We start from the raw sequence: 18,039 nt of genomic DNA, 5'->3' as shown, positions 1-18,039 counted from the left end.
TAGAAATTAGTTCCCGCAAGAAGACTTCGTGGTCTGTGTATAGCGACTTCTTGATAATCGGGAAAATATTCTCGGTATGGATAGAGATTGTTCCCTGTTCTAAAACTGTCATACTTCTTCGCTAGGTGTTTTTTAAGAGTCATTCGTCATTAGTCAGTAGTTATTTGTTATCAGTTATCAGTTATCGGTTATCAGTTATTAGTTATTAGTTATTAGTCAACTATCAACTATCAACTAGGATGGCCCGCACGGGGCACCGCCTCTACCAACTGACAACTAAGAGGGCGGGCACTCTTGGCACCGCCCCTACCAACTGACAACTGCCAACTGCCAACTATCAACTGCCAACTGCCAACTGCCAACTGCCAACTATCAACTGCCAACTGCCAACTGCCAACTGCCAACTGACAACTGCCAACTGACTAATGACTATTTATTAATTTTGGGCGATCGCGCTACCTTTTGCCAAAGGGATTACCACAAAAAAATGATTCGGTTTCCCCCACATCATAGCTCACAAAGGCAACCGCAGCAGAAAGGTGCTGCCAAAACCCACTTGGCTGCTGGCGCTGAGGCTGCCGCGGTGGGCCCTGGCGATGGTTTGGGCGATCGCCAATCCGAGTCCCGAACCGCCGGTATGGCGCGATCGATCGCTGTTGACTCGGTAAAATCGATCGAATATGCGCGCTAAATCTGCCGCCGCTATCCCAATGCCGCTATCTTGCACCTGAATTATCGCCTCCTGGTGGCTGCAATCTAAGATCGCTGTGACTTTTCCCCCAGCCGGAGTGTATTGAATGGCATTGACAATTAAATTAGTAACTAAGCGGTAAAGTCGATCGGCATCGCCAACAACATTCAATTGCTGCTGTACCCGGATTTCGGATGTTAGCGCTACCTCGGAGGATCTCGCCACAACTGCCAATTCCTCGACTAAATCGCTAACCAAGTCGTTCAAACAGCAAAGTTGAGGGCGATCCTCTTCGAGGGCTTCGCTAACGGATTTTGCTCGATCGTTGGTTTGAGAATCCATGCGTGCTAGCAGTAATAAATCGGTAACTAACTGAGTCAATCTGCGGTTTTGGCGATCGACTGTTTGCAAAATTTCCCGCGCTTCTTTTTCATCAAAATTTGGCATCAACAGCGCCGATTCTACAGTTGCTTGAGATGCCGCTAAAGGCGTTCGCAATTCGTGGGCGGCATCGGCTGTAAACTGTTGGATTTGTCGGTAGGAAGCATAAATCGGTTTTATTGCAAACCCTGCCAACAACCAGCTAGAAAAGGCGATCGAAATCAATGCAGCCGGCAATCCTAATTTCAAAATCAATTTAACTGTATTGAGATAATCGTTGAAATCTTGCAAACTCCGCCCAACTTGAAAATATCCCCAATCTTGCTGGGTTTTCGTGTGCAGCGCTACAGAAATTTGATGGTAAATATTGCCTTGGCTGTCAGCGATCGTTTGCCAATGTTGCGAGTTAAATGTCGGCGGCAATGCTTCGGGATAAGCGCCTGCTGTAGCAGTCAAATTCCCTGAATTGTCAAACAAACGAATATAATAATAACTTTGATTCAGCGCGCTTAAAATATGGCGGTTTGGCAACTGTTCTTTCATGCCGTTAACTCCAATTACGCGGAGGTTTGGCAAAAGTTCATAGACTATGGGTTCCAAACGTCCGGGATGCTGCAATTTGATTTCTAGGCTGTCGTGCAGCGTCCCCGCTACCGATTCTAACTCGCGGTCAATGGCGATCCAGTGCGCGTGGGCGATCGCCTTATATACGCCAAATCCCAACAAGCTTAAAATCAAACCCATGACTGCGGCATAGGAAATGGCTAATTGCGATCGAGTTCGATTAAATAGTTTATTTTGATTCATATTAAATTCACTAAATTTTAATATTTAATAAAGTATCTTGTAGGGGCGGGTTTAGCGAATAATTGAATAAAAAAACCGATAATTTCCGAACAAAACCCGCCCTCCCCCTATGTTGCACAAATCACCCATGAATTAATCGAGGCAGAGCCTCTGGATCTGCGTTTCCAGGCAGAGCCTGTAAACGAGGTGAAGTATCTTGTAGGGGCGGGTTCACAAACAAAATCAGCAAAAAACCAACAATCTCAAAAACCCGCCCCCACCAAAGGATAAATCTATATCTCTCCCCTTTTCATCCGGTATCCAACGCCGTGTACAGTTTCAATTAAATTCGCGCAGCCAACTGATTCGAGTTTGCGCCGCAGCAAGCGCACTTGAGCTGCTACCACATTGCTAAAGGTATCTGCACTCGCATCCCATAGCTGATTCCGAATTTGATCGGTGGTAACAATTTGGCTGGGATGTTTCATAAAGTATTCTAGCAGTTGAAATTCTTTGTTTGTCAGCGAAATTATCAGATTTTTACCGTTTTTATCGAGATGACAAACAGTGCGATTTCCGCAATCTAAAATGAGATTGCCGATTTGTAGCTGTTGGGGCTGAATTTGGGGCGATCGCCTTTGCAGCGCCCGCAACCTTGCTAACAGTTCTGCCATCCCGAAGGGCTTGACTAAATAATCGTCAGCCCCGGCATCTAATCCCGCGACTTTATCTTCCATCCTGTCTTTTGCTGTCAGCATCAAAACTGGCAAAAAACAATTTTTTTCGCGCAATTTTTGCAGCAGTTCTATTCCCGATAATCCCGGCAGCAACCAGTCAAAAATAGCTAGCGTGTATTGCGCCCAATGGCTGTCTAAATATTCCCAAGCTTCGTTGCCATCCTGGGCCCAGTCAACTATATATTTTTCTTGCTTTAAAGTGCGATCGATCGCTTTTCCTAAATCTGGCTCGTCTTCAACTAACAAAACTCTCATAAGATTAATTTACGGCAGTAAATCTGTATACATTGTTGGCCGCCGACAGTCCCAACCCCCAACATATAAATTGACACACTTCTATGAAATCAGCATGAAATCTCCTGCCTTGGCATAAAAAGATAACTGTTGACACAAATTGACAATAAATTGGAAATGTCTTATACTCAAATACGACCAAAGTTTTGAAAATGATTTTCAACAAGTATGGCAGACTTATCCGATCGTTCCGCCATGAAAAAGCCGGGGCACTGGAGCCGCCGCCAACTCCTGCAGCTAGGAATAGCTGGTGCTGGCGTAGCTTCCGGGGCGATCGCATGGCAAAATTTCACGCAAAAGCGATCGGCAGCAGCGAGAATACCCCCCATGCCCGCTGATGCAGTCGCAATTAGCAACATCAACCCGATGCAAATTGCGCGGGATTTTGATTACGGCACGGTGACGCGGGAAAAGGGGCGCACGGTGCGGGAATTTCGCCTGGAAGCTAACAATTCGATCGTCCAACTCAACAGTGCCGTTAGTTTCAATACCTGGAATGTGAACAATCGCGTACCCGGGCCGACATTGAGGGCAACTGAGGGCGATCGCATCCGCGTCATTTTTTCTAACAAAGCGGGACATTCTCATTCGCTGCACTTTCACGGCGTTCATCCCGTAGAAATGGACGGCGTTAAACCGATCCGAAACGGCTCTGCATTTATCTATGAATTCGACGCTCTTCCCTACGGCGTACACCTATATCACTGTCACATTTCCCCAGTGACGCGCCATGTGGGTAAAGGACTTTATGGGATGTTCATTGTCGATCCGCCAAAACCTCGTCCGCCAGCAGACGAAATTCTGTTAATCATGGGAGGGTACGACGTAAACGACAACCAAAAAAACGAACTTTACGCTTTTAACGGGTTGCCGAATTATTATATGAACAACCCAATACCCATTTACAAAAACCAGCTTGTGCGGCTGTACGTCATGAACATGATTGAGTACGAATCGGCAGTCACTTTTCACCTGCACGCCAATTTTTTTGACGTATACCGCACGGGAATGACTTTAACTCCCAGCGAGAAGACAGATGTCATTACAATGGGAGTAGCTGAACGACACATTTTAGAATTTCGCTACCAATACAGCGGAAAATATATGTTTCATCCCCATCAAGATGCGATCGCCGAAGCGGGCTGCATGGGTTTATTTGATGTCATCGGGTGAAGCAAATTGCGGGCCCAGCACCAGCCGATGCAAATTAAGAAAGTATGAAATTATTTGACAAACTCGATCGCTATTAGGTAAAATCTAATACTGCAATTTATTGAGAATATTTCTTGATAAGTTGTTGCGAGCCAAACTGCACTCAACGTCAAAATCAGAAACAGCCATGTTCTCAACCTTTCGCTTATTACTCGCATCCGGCACCAAACTCAAGAACAGGCATCTTGCCTCTTCCACAGAGAAAGACTTTTCTTGTGGGGAAAGCGAGACTCCCTCCCGCAGCAAGCTTGTTGCAAATGTTGCAAGAGCTCAATTATTACCGACAGCCGCTGTTACAGCCATCCTCGTTGCTCTGACCGGTTGCGTTTCCACCCCCAAGGCCAGCAACACCGACACCGCCGCCACAGCTACCCCCGCAACCACAAGCGGTCACAGCATGAATCACGGAGGCAAACCCGGCATTAACATTAATACCGCGATTCTTTCGGAGTTAGATAAACTCGAAGCCAAGTTAGGAATTCCGGCACTTTCTAACAAAATTCAAGCCAGCCGCCCTTACGGAAAAACCGAAGAATTGGTCTCAAAAAATGTGATTACTCAACCCCAATTTGAGCAAATCCAAGACATGGTAACTATTGAAGATGTCGTCCTCACAGGTGAAGCTAAAGATGTAGACTACATGACTAAACTGGGCTTGATGAAAGGGCATCTTTTTGTAGCAAAAGAACTCTTGGATGCAGGCAAACCAGACCAAGCAGAACCGCACATCGGCCACCCAGTAGAAGAAATTTATGCCGACGTGGAAGACCAGCTAAACGAGCGTAAAGTTCCCGAATTTAAAACTACTTTAATTAAATTGCAGGATTTAGTCAAAGCGGGTGCAAAAGATCCGGCTGAAGTGAATGCAGAATTTGCCACATCAATGCAAGCAGTTGACGGAGCAATTGCCGGCATTCCCGAAGCGCAGCGCCAAGATCCAAAATTCGTGCTGCAAGTGATTAACGGCTTGCTGGATACAGCTAATTCCGAATACGGAGCGGCCATTGCCGACGGCAAAATTTCCGCAGTTATTGAATACCAAGATTCGCGGGGTTTCGTCATGTACGCGGAAATGCTGTACAAAGATATTGCCGCTCAAGTGGCTAAAACTAACCCGGAAATCGACAAAGCAATTGTTGCCAATATGACTGAACTCAAGGCAAATTGGCCAACTGCGATCGCCCCGCCAGCCCCGATAAAAACCACCGAACAAGTTGCGATGCTAGTTAAGGCGATCGAGAACGACAGCCAAAAAGTTCTCAAACCCGCCTCTTAAAAACGGTTTGTAGTGCGGACTTAAGTCCGCTCGGATTTTGCGGACTCCAGTCCGCACTACAAACTTTCAAATATTATCGAAATTAAGTAAGTCTTTTTCCTTCTTCCTTAAGTCCCCGGATAACTAAAGCCTTCTTCCTTCTTCCGACGGACTTACATCTGTTACATCCGTTACAATCCGTTACATCCCGTACATTGCTCGTTGCCGAACTTCCTTCTTCCTTCTTCCTTCTAATTAAAAACATGAATTTCAGCGAAGCATTGCCCACATTTGTAATTACCCTCCGCGAAGGAGTCGAAGCCGCCTTAGTTGTCGGAATAGTCCTCGCTTGCCTCAAAAAGTCGGGACAAAGTTATTTAAGTCCTTGGGTTTTCGGCGGTGTCGCCGTCGGACTTATTGCCAGCGCTTTGATCGGCGTACTGTTTGGCTGGACAATTCAAATTTTGTCCGCATCCAATCAGCCTTTTGCACCGATTATGGAATCGCTGCTAGAGGCAACATTTGGCGTTTTAGCAATAGCAATGCTGAGCTGGATGCTGCTCTGGATGACCAAGCAAGCGCGATTTATGAAAGCCGAAGTTGAAGGCGCAGTAAGTGCTGCCTTAACGGACAAATCTCATGCAGGTTGGGGCGTATTTAGTTTAGTTTTGATTGCCGTTTTGCGAGAAGGATTTGAAACCGTTTTGTTTGTCGTCGCCAAGTTTCAACAAGGCATTATTCCGGCAATCGGCGCTTTGGGAGGCATACTTTCAGCCACCGGACTTGGCGTACTGCTGTTTAAATGGGGAGTGAAAATTAATATCAGGCTGTTTTTTAAGTATATGGGCATTTTATTGCTCTTTATTGTAGCCGGTTTAGTGGTATCAACTCTGGGACTTTTTGACACCGCAGTCAATACTTTATCGCAAGCAAATCGCGAGTCAGCAGGGATGTGTTTCTATTACGAAAGATTTGCCAAAGTGCACTCTTGCATTCTCGGGCCGATGGTGTGGAATACCTCGAAAGTGCTTCCCCAAGAAAAGTTTCCCGGTTTGTTGCTGAGCGCGCTATTTGGCTACACGGACAAGCTTTATTTGGTGCAGGGCATTGCTTATTTCGTGTTTTTAATCACCGTTGGCGGGATTTATCTCCAAAGTTTGAGCGGTAGAGTATTTTTTCCAATCAAATCAAAAAATAGCAGTAACGAAATAGGAAATTAAGTGCAAACAACAGGGTGCATCGGGAGCATCTCTGTCGGAAAGCAGCCAAGCTAGAAATTCGAGACAGGAGGCAGGAGGCCGTTCGGCTTGAGGTAGGAGGAAAGAGGAAGAAAGAAGGAGTCAAAAGAAGTGTTTTTACAAATACGAGATCCTACCGGGCGCATCTATCTAGAAACGTAAAATTAGCGAGATTTTAGCCAATTCAAATAAACTAAGGATTTTTTATGATTAGCTTAACGACCGCTGCCGCTGGTAGAATGTTATGCAGGGCAATTAAATCAGGTATTCATGAATATTATCAGCAATGCCATTGATGTTTTGCGAGATAGTTCTAATTTGTCACTTGCCAGTGTTCAGAAAAACTTCCTCACGATTCAGATTAGCACGGAAGTCGCGGAGGGCGATCGGGCGATCGTCCGCATTTCCGACAACGGCCCTGGAATGACTGAAGAAGTCAAGGCTAAAATATTTAATCACTTTTTCACCACGAAACCCGCTGGTAAAGGAACGGGTTTAGGGTTATCAATTAGCTGCGAGATTGTTCGAGAAAAGCACTGCGGCAGCTTGGAGTGTTTTTCGAGAGTTGGAGAAGGTACTGAGTTTGTAATTTCGCTACCAATCAGACAGAAGCGTCTTGAAACTAGCAGATTAGTTGAAATGCAGGAGGCCGTTTGAATGGGAAATGGTAGATTTAAAATTGCAAGTAGAACTAATTGATTCAATTTTTTGGGCAATTTCAAATTACTAATACCCGACTTGTAGGGTGTGTCAGAGTTTGATTGTGAACGGATTATCGAGGGTTTGAGTCTGACGCACCTTACCAATTGTGACACTTGCGTCCAGGATTGATTTAGTAGGTTTGAATCAAAACTGTACCGAGGGGTATTTCAGCGTTTATTCCCTCCACTTTACCAGCGAGCGCGTACCCCCAATTGCGACTGTAACCTGGAGTGTAAATGCCCCGCAGAGCGATCGATATTGTGGTGTCAGGAGCGACTGGTTGGGCGAAAACCACTGTCGCTTTTCGGTTATTAACAGAAACTTGAGACTCAATTTTTTGACCGGATTGATTTTTTACCTCAATTGGGCCACGCATTTTGACATCCTCCGGCAAATCAATTGCAATTTCCGAAAGAGCTCTTCCCTGAACGTGAACTTTAAAATGATGGGTAGCACCTTGAAATCGAGCTTTATTAGGAGTTGCAGCGCTACCAACAAGGTGAGGAATATTAGCATTTTGCATGGCTCCTCCTGCAATAGTAGCGGGGGCATTAGATGCAAGAATGACGGTAAATGCGGTAGCACAAATTAACTTTTTCATCGCAGTCTTCCCTGAAAACTTAACTAATTGTTGTTCTTATTTATTAGCTTGGGTCTCAGGAATGAAATTAAGATGAAATTTTAGCTACTTAAAAGTGAATTATTCAATTATAACTTAACATGATTTACGCATTTATACCAAAGAAACCGGGTTTTTTCACGAAAATCCTTCGTTGCAGCCAAAAATTAGGCAAAAAACCCGGTTTCCGGCCACCTGTGCCTCCAGGACTGTCAAACTACTGAGTGAATGTAAAACGACCGTCTACTTTTTCTCCGTTAATATCCGCATTCACCTTCACAGGATATTGACCCGGTTCTTGGCCGGGAAACACAACAGCGTAATGTTTGCCCTCTGGATCGTATTTGAGTTCTAGGGTTTGCTGCTTTCCATTCGGTAACTGCACTTGAGCCGTCACTTTTGCGTTAGGAATTGGTTCGTGGTTATCACCTCTTTGCAAATAAAGATCTAAATGAGTTCCGGTAGCTTCTTTCTCAGATAAAAACTCTAAGTGGTAAGGTCCAGATTCAACAACTTGACCTCCTTTAGATACGTTAGGATGATCGGTTTTACCCGTTGTCGCAGGGGCAGCAATGGGAGCAGAAGATACAGGTTGAGGGGCGACAGGAGGGGATGTTGGGCTGCTATTTGCATCAATTTTTTCGTCGCCTTTGCCACAGGCTCCCAAAAATAGTAATCCGACAGTGCCTAGAACAATTAAACTTGATTTGATGGTTTTCATTTGATTTAATTTTTGGGTACAATTATTCGGGAGTATAACAGCCAAAGATGAAATCAGGATGAAATTTTCCATAGTGCAGAGTTTTGCGATATTTCCTAGTTATTAAATTTGGGTTGCTGCGCCGAACCAAGCGACTGCGCGCGATCGCAAATGCGGGTAGTCCTGCACAGTCAGGAAAACCTGTTATAATTTACTTACTCAATCTGCCTTAACTTTTAGGTTGTGAAATGTCCCAGGTGGGACTCTGAATATATAAAAAATGGTTGCACTCACACTGGCAAACAAAGTTTTAAATATCGAGATTGTGCCAGAAAATTTGTGATAGCTCCCAGACATCAGCCGATTTCGGAAGACACAAGAAAGTTAATAGATAGACTTTTATTATAAAAAATATTTCTTGCTGGAATTGTTAGGGCTACTGGAGTTTTCCCAAGGTGGCTACAATACTATGTTAATAAAAACTTAGAAGCCGTCAAGAGACAAGTGGAAGTGAAGTAAAAAAAAGGAAAAGTTCACTATTCAATGTAATGAAATGCGCTCTTTTGTAGGAAACAAGGGCAACAAGCAGTGGATTTGGGTAGCAATTGATGCGTTGACTTTCATAGATTGTAGGATTATATATTGGTAAAAGAGATGAACCGGGCGCGAGGGGATTGTGGGATTTTCTACTGGCAGTTCCAGAGTCAATGTCCTGTCAGTTATACAGACTTTTGTCCTTTCTTGCGGAATAGTTTTTCATAAAAAAAGACACTGAGCTGTAGGAAAGGATACTGGTTATAGCCTTTCGAGCGTAACATGAGGTGCTAGGAGTGGCCATTTGCCCGCGCCGACCCGCGCAGGGCATACCTCACCAAGCTTGAGAACCGCTATAGACCAACTATACAGAAAGATTTAATAATACCGCGAGACAAAGAATATCTCGATTGGGGATAAAGACTCTTTCCTTCTCTAAAAAACTCTCCCCTCATACAGGCAGCTTTTTGGTATTTTATTTATGAGTATAAGGCCAGTTTATCTATTAATTAAAACTCTTAATTATACTGACGGTGCAGGACTACCACTGATTGAATGTAATTCTAACCTTCGATGCCGTCACTTGCTATATCGGCGGCATGGTTTTGATGTCTTAAATCTTCTGCTAGAGGTTTTGCAATGCGATCGCCGTATTCAATTAGCAAAATTTTAATTGGTTTGTGTCCAAAATGGTTTGGTTCTGGTTAAAATTTACTGTAGAGAGCATTTGGCGATTGAAAGAGACTGTTGGGGACTTAAAAAAGGGTGAAACTAAATATCTCAGAATCATGGCAAGAAAATTACGATCTGGCGGATGTAAAAAGAACTCAAAAATGAGAGACACGAGTTAAGCCAATCGGAATGTTGCGCCAAAATTTCCAGATTATAGATAGATTCATCGCAGCAGCAGTCATTTCTCGGTCGTTCGGCGCTAAATGGGGGAAAAGTTTTGCTGTTCGGATTCTACAGCATTTAGCTAAAGAGATTAATTTAATAGAAGGTTGTCGGGTGCAGCTTGTTGGGGGAAAAACTCGGTTTCTGAGATTGTTTGGACTGTTGGTGGCCGGAAACTGGGTTTTTCAGATTGTTGGTGAACCCGCCCCTAGGGAAAATTATTTTTATGGAGATTTTTTGAAGGGCGATCGAATGTCAGGTTTGTTTGATATTTCTTGACGCGATATTTTGTACGGGCTGGTTAACCAACCACAATTGTTAAAAACGCACAATCTAATCAACCCGCCCCCAACCAACTGCGACTGACTGAGGGAGATTAGAGTTTACTAAGGGGGGAGGCAGAGTTTCGGCTGCTGATTGCTCTATAATTAGGGGTTGTATCAAAAAATGATAATCTGGAGGGCAATATGTCGCGGAAATGTCAGCTAACGGGGAAGAAGGCGAATAACGGTTTTGCGGTTTCTCACTCGCACCACCGCACTCACAAGTTGCAAGAAGCAAATTTGCAGTGGAAGCGGATTTGGTGGCCGCAGGAAAAGCGCTGGGTAAGATTGCACCTTTCTACAAAGGCAATTAAAACCTTGCAACACAAGGGTTTGGAAATTATGGCTAAGGAAGCTGGAATTAACCTTTACAAGCTTTAAATAACGTTGTTAATTGAGCTAATACCAATTTTTTATGAAGCTGCATAGAATTCCGATCCTCCCAAAAGAGGGCGGGTACTCTTGGCACCGCCCCGCTTGAGGGGGGAAAAGAGTCTACTCTTTCGTCCCCCATTCCGGCGGGGGATTTACGGGGATCGGAATATGTGCAACTTCAGGTTAAATTGGTATAAGGGCGATCGTGTAAATTAAAAGTGCGATCGCCCTTACTTTTACAAAAAAACCTTCGTAGTGAGAACTTCAGTCCTTCTCCACGAATCAGAAAACAAACAACTAAAGTCCCGATCACAAACCTAGATTAGAACTACATTCTACATTTCAGTAAATAAGTAGTCATTTCACCTTTGCCTTTGACTTCTATTGTGCCACGACTTTCAAATACATACTTGTACTGCAATATATCATAAGTTGCAGGTGTGACTTGAATGCACCCAGGTAAGCCGTGGGATTCCATGCGGGAAGCGGTGTTAACGGTGTCTCCCCACAAATCGTAGATGAATTTTTTAATCCCGATGACTCCGGCGACAACCGGGCCGCTGTTGATGCCGATTCTGATGCTAAAATCTTGATTGTTGGTATGGCTGAAATCAATAATTGCCTGCTGCATATCCAGGGCCATTTGGGCGATCGCCTCTGCATGATCGCTGCGGGGCACGGGTAGCCCTCCAACTACCATATAAGCGTCACCAATCGTCTTAATTTTTTCCAATCCGTGCTTTTGGGCTAGGCGATCGAAGGTAGAAAAAATGTCGTTAAGCAACGAAACTAATTCCGGTGGAGAAATTTGGGAACTAATTTGGGTAAAACCGACTATATCGGCAAACAATACTGTTACTTCAGCAAAAGTATCGGCGATGATGCTTTGGTCTTGTTTGAGTCTTTCGGCGATCGCTTGTGGCAAAACGTTGAGCAGGAGGCGATCGGATTTTTCTTGTTCTAAGCGCAAGGCTGCCTCAGCTTCTTTGCGAGTTGTGATATCTTCAACAGTACCTTCGTAATAAAGCAAATTCCCATGTATGTCGCAGACAGTATAAGAATTTTCGGCAATCCAAATTATACTGCCATCTTTACGGTAAACTTGAGATTCTAAATCCGATACTTTGCCGTTAATTTGCATTAAATGTATGACTTCTGCTCGTTGTTTTTGGTCTACATATAGCTGGCGGTTGATATCAGTTAACTTTCCCATCAACTCCTCGCAGGAACTGTAACCGTAAATGCGGATCAAAGCAGGATTGACGCTGATATATTTCCCATCGGGAGTAGTTTGAAAGATGCCGACGATCGCATTTTCAAAAATGCTGCGGTATTTGGCCTCAGCTTGCCGCAGCGCTGCTTCAGCGCGCTGGCGTTCTCGCGTTTCCACTGCAAAAGTTACAGAATCTGTTAGAGAAACAGCGAAACTTTGTTCTTCAATAGTCCAATTGCGGGGCATTCCTACGTGTTCCAAACAGAGAATTCCTGCTGTTTTTCCGCCTATTTGAATCGGCGTGTCTAGCATGGAAGTGATGCCCAACGGAATTAAGTGATCTTCCACAAATTCTCTAGTTCTGAAATCTTTTTGCGCGTCAAAAGCCGCAATTGCTCGTTCTTCTTGAAGTGCTTGAAAATAGACAGGATAGTCTGCTTCTGCTAATTCCATGCCCTTTGAGTGCTGGTTGGCGGTGCGATCGAACAAATCCAGGCACTCCATCTTAGATTTAGGGCGATCGTACAACCAGACACTCGATCGCGCAACTTCCAGAGTACGGCTAGCAGTCTCAGTAATTTCTTCAAGTGCTTTGGTTAAGTCCCCTTGATTCAGCGCTTTATTTTTGGCTAAATCAATTAAGGCCGATTTCTGTTTTTGTAGCTGAAGTTCGCTTTGTTTCAGGGCATTTGTCCGCTCTTCTACTCGTATTTCCAGCTTTTCATTCAGCTTTTGCAAGGCTATTTCAGCTTTTCGGCGATCGGTGATATCTGTACCGATGCAGAGGATGCCCTGGAGTTCTCCCGCTGCATCAAACAGCGGTTTATTTGCCCAAGATACCCAAATGCGAGATCCGTCACGCCGGATATTTTCATTTTCATAGTTAGTAAAGCGATCGGGATTTTGTAAAATTTTATTATAAACCGACTCCAAGTTATTCCCTTCGAGATCGGTTTGGGGAATAATTGTTCCCACTGCATTTTTCCCCAGGATTTCTTCCTGATTGTAGCCAAACAATATTTCGGCAAACTCATTAAAAAAAATAATTTTACCGTTTGGCTCTAATTTGACAATAATACTGTTAGCATTCTCAACTAACTCTCGATATTTAATTTCACTTTCACGCAGAGAATTTTCGGCTGCTGCGCGTTCGGCTACCGTCGCTGCCAATAACAGCGAAGTAATCGTAACTACAGCCATAAAAGCTTGTAAAAATAAAATAGCATGACTAATATTTTCTGCTTTGGCTAGAAACGGGCCACCTCCATTAGAACTGCCTAAAATTGCGATAATTGAGACAACTAACGATGCCAGAACAGCGGCCCGCTGACCGAATTGGAGCGCCGCCCAAATTATCAAAGGAAACGGCAAATATTCAAGGGGATAGCGAGAAATAGAAGCGTCATTTTTCGAGACAAAGACCAGCCAGCTCACCCCAATTAATAAGAGCAACCATACTCCCCGCCAAATTAAATAATTTTTCGGAAGATGTGTGTGTATTTTTAAACGATCGGCGGTTACTTGAGGACGAAAAACAATCAGGATTAAGGGAGTCAAAATCAAAACTCCCATTGCGTCACCCAACCACCAATTCCACCGAACCGACCAATATTCCGACAAATCTACTTTACCAGCCAAATATATAGAAAGCGCGCCGATAGTACAACTAATTTGAGTAGAAATTAGACCGCCAAACAAGATTAAATTAACTACATCTTTCAAACGTTCTAGAGAGGGACGAAACCCCAGCCAGCGCAGCACAGTTGCTGCAAAAACGGCTTGCAGAATAGCACCAATGTTTCCTCCCAGCCAAACCGCAAATATCTGTTCAGTTGGGTTAACAAAATTGAGTAAAAATACACCTAAAACAATCGCAGGCCAGATTTTTCTGCCAAACAGTAAAAGTCCGGCTTGTGCAATTCCTGCGGGGGGCCACACCGAGGAAGCAAAGGGATTGACACCTTGAACTGCAAATGCTAGTCTCGCCCCCACGGCGTAAGCGATCGCAACGACAGTTACTTGGGCTAAGTAGCGCCAAATTCGGGATTGAGGGAATCGAAGAAACTGACTTAGATTCAGATTCATATCGCACCTTACTACTCGTTAATTTAGGGTGTCGGCTGTGCACCTTGCTAGCTGCACATTCAGGGCAAAGCTCAAAGCCATGCACTCATTGTTTGATTGTTTTTTGACATAAAATTCAAACGCATAACAACTGATGTTTTGGGCTAATGTAAGGTGCGGGCCGCGCACCTTACTGTTATAACAACTTATTTGATGGCGGTCTCAATCCACTGTTTCAAAGTAGCCTGAACTTCTTCAATGAGAATTTCATGGGATTGTTTAGTTGCTCTTTCCACAATTTCAACTTTACCTGATTTCAGCGAACGGCCTGTAACAATGCGATAGGGAATGCCGATTAAATCAGCATCTTTGAATTTAACTCCGGCTCGTTCGTCTCGGTCATCTAGTAATGTTTCAATGCCAGATTGATTGAGTTCTGCGTATAGTTTTTCGGCGACTTCTACTTGTTGGGCGTCGGAAATGTTGGGGATGCTAATAATGGCGTGATAGGGCGCGATCGCCACTGGCCAGATAATCCCATCTTTATCGTAGGATTGTTCTACGGCAGATTGAGCTAGCCGCGACACGCCAACGCCGTAGCAGCCCATGATAAAGGGCATTTCTTCGCCTTGTTCGTTGGTGTAGGTGGCGCCCATTGCTTCGGAGTATTTGGTGCCTAATTGGAAGATGTGGCCGACTTCGATGCCTCTGGCGCTTTGCAAAGTTTGTTCGGGATTGTGCACCGCCCGATCGCCCTTTTTGGCCGTTCTGACACCCACAACCGTTGCTGGTAGCGGAAATTCTTTGTTCCAATTAGCTCCCACAACGTGGTATCCTGACTCGTTAGAACCAGTGACAAAGTTGGTTAGATCGACAGCAGTGCGATCGACCAAACGCAAAAACTTAGGAGATACCCCCCCTTGCCCCCCCTTACCAAGGGGGGGATTTGAGTCTTGTTGCCCCCCCTTACCAAGGGGGGGTTGGGGGGGGTTCCCAGCGATATAATCATCAGCAAGATCCGGAGCCATATAACCCAGAGGCAAAGATTTAGCCGCCCATTTCCCCTGAGCTTCCGCATCAGGAACCGTCAAAAATAAAACAGTTTTAGCTTGATAATTGCCTGCTAACTTCGTCAATTCATTCAGCAACTTTACCTGATTCACATCTTGGTCGCCGCGAATGCTTACCAATACCAAAACTGTAATACCGCTGTCATAAACAGCCTGATAAAGCACATTTTTGACAACTTGCGTCGGAGAACACTTCAAAAACTTGCCCAGTTTATCAATTGTGTCAGTTCCCGGCGTTTCCCGCTTTTCAACTTTTGAAAAGGGCGACAGTTCCGCATCAGCAGGAATCGATACAGCCTTCTCCACATTAGCAGCATACTGACCGTCTTCAGTATAAAGAACTTCATCCTCACCCGCTTCTGCCAGCACCATAAACTCTTGAGAACCAGAGCCACCAATTGCACCAGAATCGGCATCTACTGCTCGGAATTCCAAGCCCGACCGGCGCAGCATATTGCTGTATGCTCGATCCATATCCTGATAAGTTTTTTTCAAACTTTCTTCGCTAGTGTGAAAAGAATAGCCGTCTTTCATAATAAACTCGCGGCCGCGCATCAACCCAAAACGCGGGCGAATTTCATCGCGAAACTTAGTTTGAATTTGATAGAGATGCAAAGGCAACTGCCGGTAGGAACGAACCATATCCTTAGCAATTGTAGTAATTACCTCTTCGTGAGTTGGGCCCAATCCCAACTCAGTATCGCGGCGGTCTGTGAGAGAAAACATGATACCTTCAGCTTGAGTGTAGGTATCCCAGCGACCGGATTCCCGCCACAAATCAGCAGGTTGCAGTTGCGGGAGAAGGCATTCTTGAGCGCCGGTAGCATCCATTTCTTCCCGCACAATTTGAGAGACTTTTTTGAGAACTCGCCACATCAAAGGCAGATAAGCGTAAATGCCGCTACCGATGCGCCGGATGTATCCCGCACGGAGTAATAGTTTGTGGCTGGGAATTTCTGCTTCTGCAGGGTCTTCCCGCAGGGTGACAAAAAGCATTTGAGAGAGTCGCATAGCTGATTTCCTTAAAAGACCGGATGATTGTAATCTCAGATTAACTTCTGATATTATCAGAACTAAGCCAGATTTGATTAAATCTATGAACAAAATTTGGAAAAATTATCAAAAAGGTATGACAGCATTTGATAATTGTCACTCTCCTACTCTGCAATCTCAGTGGATTGCCTTAAAAGATGAAAACAGTTGACAGTTGACAGTTGACAGTTGACAGTTGACAGTTAAGAGTTGATGGCGAGGTTTTTAAACACTTGATAGCTGACATTTCTCATGACTAGATTTATTCACGACCAATTCGCCAAACAGTATCTCAAAGAACTATTAACCCCTCTGGGCAAAGTCGAAACCAGCCTCGACATTGCTGGAGAGGTGAGGCAGATTGACGTTTTTTTTGCCCCCAAAGCGGAACCAGAAGTCGAAGCAACAGCCCTCGGCATTTTGGGTAAAATTGCAGCAAAACCCGCTGTATTGGAACCATTCCGCAGTCCTGTTCAAACTGGAGAAATTCGCAGTTGTTTGGGCAAACTATTTGATGTCCACGCCGAATATGAACGAGTCGCAGCCAGAGATAATAGCAGGATTGCAGAGGCAGACTTGCCCCAACTCTGGATACTGTCGCCGACGATTTCCGACGTTATGTTAGCTGGATTTGGAGCGATTCCCGAACCCGAAAATTGGGTAAATGGAGTTTATTTTCTGAGTCCGTCTCTGAAAGCAGCAATCATTGCCATTCACCAACTGCCCCGCACTCCCGAAACGCTGTGGCTGAGGGTTTTGGGGAAGGGAAACGTGCAAAAGCAAGCTATTGCCGAATTGAGAGAATTACCCTCGGATAATTTCTTTCGGTTGAGCGCGTTAGAATTGTTGTACAACTTGCGAACGATTTTAGAAGTCCGTCAAGACATAGATCGAGAAGATCGGGAGTTAATTATGGAACTGTCACCCCTCTATTTGCAACGGCTTGAAGATGCAACTCAACGAGGTATCCAGCAAGGTATCCAGCGAGGTATCCAGGAAGGTATCCAGGAAGGTCTCCAGCAAGGTATTCAGCGCGGTATTCAGCAAGGTATGGAGCAAGTTCAGCGCACTAAACGCCTGATGGTTGAGAGTCTACTACAAGTGAAATTTGGCGAGATTGATGAAGAATTAACCCAAATAATCGAGCCTTTGATTCTACTAGAAGCCCTCGAAATCACGCGAATTATCCAGCTCGAACGCCCGGAATTACTAGCTCGTTTTGCTCCCAAAAATCAAACGGAATCCTAACTCAGCAGCGCGCTCTACAATCTGTAGGGGGCGCTAAATATCACTTTAATATTTATTATCTATCGAGAAAATCGGGAGTTGATTATGGAACTGTCACCGCTCTATTTACAACGGCTTGAAGAAGCAACTCAGCGAGGTATCGAGCAAGGTATTCAGCGAGGTATTCAGCAAGGTTTTCAGCAAGGTTTTCAGCAAGGTTTTCAGCAAGGTAAACGCGAGATTCTTGAGAGTATATTACAAGTAAGATTTGGCGAAATCGATGAAGAATTAGCCAAAATAATTGAGCCTTTGATTCAACTAGAACCTCTTGAAATCGCGCAACTGAGTATGCAGCTCGATCGCCCGGAATTACTAGCTCGTTTTTCTCCCAAAAATCAAACGGAATCCTAATTATCTAGCGTACTATACTAGATTTGGGGTGCGATCGATCGCACTTTACTACAATTGATAATTGGTAGCGATCGCCCCCGCCTCAAACTTGCCTTTTTTTGGGCGAACTCTACTGCTACCGCTCGCATCAAAACTCCCCGAAACCGGGTTTTTTCTCCTTACTGCCGGTAACAAGAAGGATTTTTGTATAAAAACTCGGTTTCTCACCCCTCATGCGTAATACCAATGAAATAAAGTAGCGCTAGATATTACCCCCCCAACCCCCCCTTATTAAGGGGGGG

At 44.6% G+C, this 18,039-nt stretch carries 13 protein-coding genes and 2 pseudogenes; 8 read left to right on the top strand and 7 right to left on the bottom strand.

The annotated features are described in order from the left end of the window. Positions 1 to 230 precede the first annotated feature (230 nt). The 3 genes from WBA89_RS12775 to rppA form a co-directional block, all read right to left on the bottom strand. A complete protein-coding gene (locus WBA89_RS12775) occupies positions 231 to 404 on the bottom strand; it encodes a hypothetical protein (protein ID WP_424406899.1) in 174 nt (57 codons plus the stop codon). 110 nt (positions 405 to 514) lie between these two features. Continuing rightward, the gene (gene rppB / locus WBA89_RS12770; protein ID WP_424406897.1) at positions 515 to 1,879 is read right to left on the bottom strand and encodes a two-component system sensor histidine kinase RppB; all 1,365 of its coding nucleotides are present in this window, start codon (positions 1,877 to 1,879) and stop codon (positions 515 to 517) included. A gap of 272 nt (positions 1,880 to 2,151) precedes the next feature. Beyond that, complete coding sequence (rppA, locus tag WBA89_RS12765) at positions 2,152 to 2,850, bottom strand: two-component system response regulator RppA (RefSeq protein WP_424406895.1); 699 nt, start codon at positions 2,848 to 2,850, stop codon at positions 2,152 to 2,154. 207 nt (positions 2,851 to 3,057) lie between these two features. Here rppA and WBA89_RS12760 point away from each other — a divergent pair, with 207 nt between their 5' ends. The 4 genes and pseudogenes from WBA89_RS12760 to WBA89_RS12745 all read left to right on the top strand — a co-directional run. Continuing rightward, positions 3,058 to 4,062 carry a multicopper oxidase domain-containing protein gene (locus tag WBA89_RS12760; RefSeq protein ID WP_424406893.1) on the top strand — a complete coding sequence of 335 codons (1,005 nt, stop codon included), beginning with the start codon at positions 3,058 to 3,060 and terminating at the stop codon, positions 4,060 to 4,062. 166 nt (positions 4,063 to 4,228) lie between these two features. After that, positions 4,229 to 5,377, top strand: a complete 1,149-nt coding sequence (locus WBA89_RS12755) for a helix-hairpin-helix domain-containing protein (RefSeq protein WP_424406891.1) — start codon at positions 4,229 to 4,231, stop codon at positions 5,375 to 5,377. 242 nt (positions 5,378 to 5,619) lie between these two features. After that, entirely contained in the window at positions 5,620 to 6,576 is a 957-nt protein-coding gene (locus WBA89_RS12750) for an FTR1 family iron permease (protein ID WP_424406889.1), read from the top strand. A gap of 243 nt (positions 6,577 to 6,819) precedes the next feature. Next, positions 6,820 to 7,251: pseudogene (locus WBA89_RS12745) on the top strand (sensor histidine kinase); the annotation flags it as partial. A 175-nt stretch (positions 7,252 to 7,426) separates the two neighbouring features. Here WBA89_RS12745 and WBA89_RS12740 read toward each other — a convergent pair. Both WBA89_RS12740 and WBA89_RS12735 read right to left on the bottom strand, forming a co-directional pair. Further along, the gene (locus tag WBA89_RS12740) at positions 7,427 to 7,897 is read right to left on the bottom strand and encodes a DUF2808 domain-containing protein (RefSeq protein ID WP_424406887.1); all 471 of its coding nucleotides are present in this window, start codon (positions 7,895 to 7,897) and stop codon (positions 7,427 to 7,429) included. A 235-nt stretch (positions 7,898 to 8,132) separates the two neighbouring features. Continuing rightward, positions 8,133 to 8,636: a hypothetical protein gene (locus WBA89_RS12735; RefSeq protein ID WP_424406885.1), complete on the bottom strand. Its 504-nt coding sequence runs from the start codon at positions 8,634 to 8,636 to the stop codon at positions 8,133 to 8,135. Positions 8,637 to 10,010: 1,374 nt separating this feature from the next. Between WBA89_RS12735 and WBA89_RS12730 the strand changes: the two genes are divergently transcribed. Then, positions 10,011 to 10,322, top strand: coding sequence for a hypothetical protein (locus tag WBA89_RS12730; RefSeq protein ID WP_424406883.1), 312 nt, complete (start codon positions 10,011 to 10,013; stop codon positions 10,320 to 10,322). A gap of 188 nt (positions 10,323 to 10,510) precedes the next feature. Then, a complete protein-coding gene (rpmB, locus tag WBA89_RS12725; protein ID WP_194061134.1) occupies positions 10,511 to 10,747 on the top strand; it encodes a 50S ribosomal protein L28 in 237 nt (78 codons plus the stop codon). A gap of 322 nt (positions 10,748 to 11,069) precedes the next feature. On the opposite strand, the gene WBA89_RS12720 is transcribed toward rpmB, so the two are convergent. Both WBA89_RS12720 and proS read right to left on the bottom strand, forming a co-directional pair. Continuing rightward, complete coding sequence (locus WBA89_RS12720; protein ID WP_424406881.1) at positions 11,070 to 14,039, bottom strand: adenylate/guanylate cyclase domain-containing protein; 2,970 nt, start codon at positions 14,037 to 14,039, stop codon at positions 11,070 to 11,072. 185 nt (positions 14,040 to 14,224) lie between these two features. Further along, complete coding sequence (gene proS, locus WBA89_RS12715) at positions 14,225 to 16,099, bottom strand: proline--tRNA ligase (protein ID WP_424406879.1); 1,875 nt, start codon at positions 16,097 to 16,099, stop codon at positions 14,225 to 14,227. A 273-nt stretch (positions 16,100 to 16,372) separates the two neighbouring features. On the opposite strand from proS, the gene WBA89_RS12710 reads away from it, so the two are divergent. Beyond that, positions 16,373 to 17,368 (top strand): hypothetical protein, encoded by a 996-nt coding sequence (locus tag WBA89_RS12710; RefSeq protein WP_424406877.1) that lies wholly within the window; start codon positions 16,373 to 16,375, stop codon positions 17,366 to 17,368. A 63-nt stretch (positions 17,369 to 17,431) separates the two neighbouring features. Next, positions 17,432 to 17,758 (top strand): annotated as a pseudogene (locus WBA89_RS12705) (hypothetical protein); the annotation flags it as partial. Positions 17,759 to 18,039: the final 281 nt, after the last annotated feature.

It is taken from the genome of Microcoleus sp. (assembly GCF_049646505.1).
In the GTDB taxonomy this organism is placed as follows: domain Bacteria; phylum Cyanobacteriota; class Cyanobacteriia; order Cyanobacteriales; family Microcoleaceae; genus Microcoleus.
Note: the sequence above shows the minus strand (reverse complement) of the source record. Positions and strands in the feature narration are given on the sequence as shown.

Bases quoted from the DNA above. Each gene is read 5' to 3' on its own strand.
- proS (WP_424406879.1), bottom strand. From the start codon at position 16,099: ATGCGACTCTCTCAAATGCTTTTTGTCACCCTGCGGGAAGACCCTGCA.
- WBA89_RS12750 (WP_424406889.1), top strand. From the start codon at position 5,620: ATGAATTTCAGCGAAGCATTGCCCACATTTGTAATTACCCTCCGCGAA.
- WBA89_RS12760 (WP_424406893.1), top strand. From the start codon at position 3,058: ATGGCAGACTTATCCGATCGTTCCGCCATGAAAAAGCCGGGGCACTGG.
- WBA89_RS12755 (WP_424406891.1), top strand. From the start codon at position 4,229: ATGTTCTCAACCTTTCGCTTATTACTCGCATCCGGCACCAAACTCAAG.
- rpmB (WP_194061134.1), top strand. From the start codon at position 10,511: ATGTCGCGGAAATGTCAGCTAACGGGGAAGAAGGCGAATAACGGTTTT.
- rppB (WP_424406897.1), bottom strand. From the start codon at position 1,879: ATGAATCAAAATAAACTATTTAATCGAACTCGATCGCAATTAGCCATT.
- WBA89_RS12735 (WP_424406885.1), bottom strand. From the start codon at position 8,636: ATGAAAACCATCAAATCAAGTTTAATTGTTCTAGGCACTGTCGGATTA.
- WBA89_RS12740 (WP_424406887.1), bottom strand. From the start codon at position 7,897: ATGAAAAAGTTAATTTGTGCTACCGCATTTACCGTCATTCTTGCATCT.
- WBA89_RS12730 (WP_424406883.1), top strand. From the start codon at position 10,011: ATGTTGCGCCAAAATTTCCAGATTATAGATAGATTCATCGCAGCAGCA.
- WBA89_RS12710 (WP_424406877.1), top strand. From the start codon at position 16,373: ATGACTAGATTTATTCACGACCAATTCGCCAAACAGTATCTCAAAGAA.
- WBA89_RS12720 (WP_424406881.1), bottom strand. From the start codon at position 14,039: ATGAATCTGAATCTAAGTCAGTTTCTTCGATTCCCTCAATCCCGAATT.
- rppA (WP_424406895.1), bottom strand. From the start codon at position 2,850: ATGAGAGTTTTGTTAGTTGAAGACGAGCCAGATTTAGGAAAAGCGATC.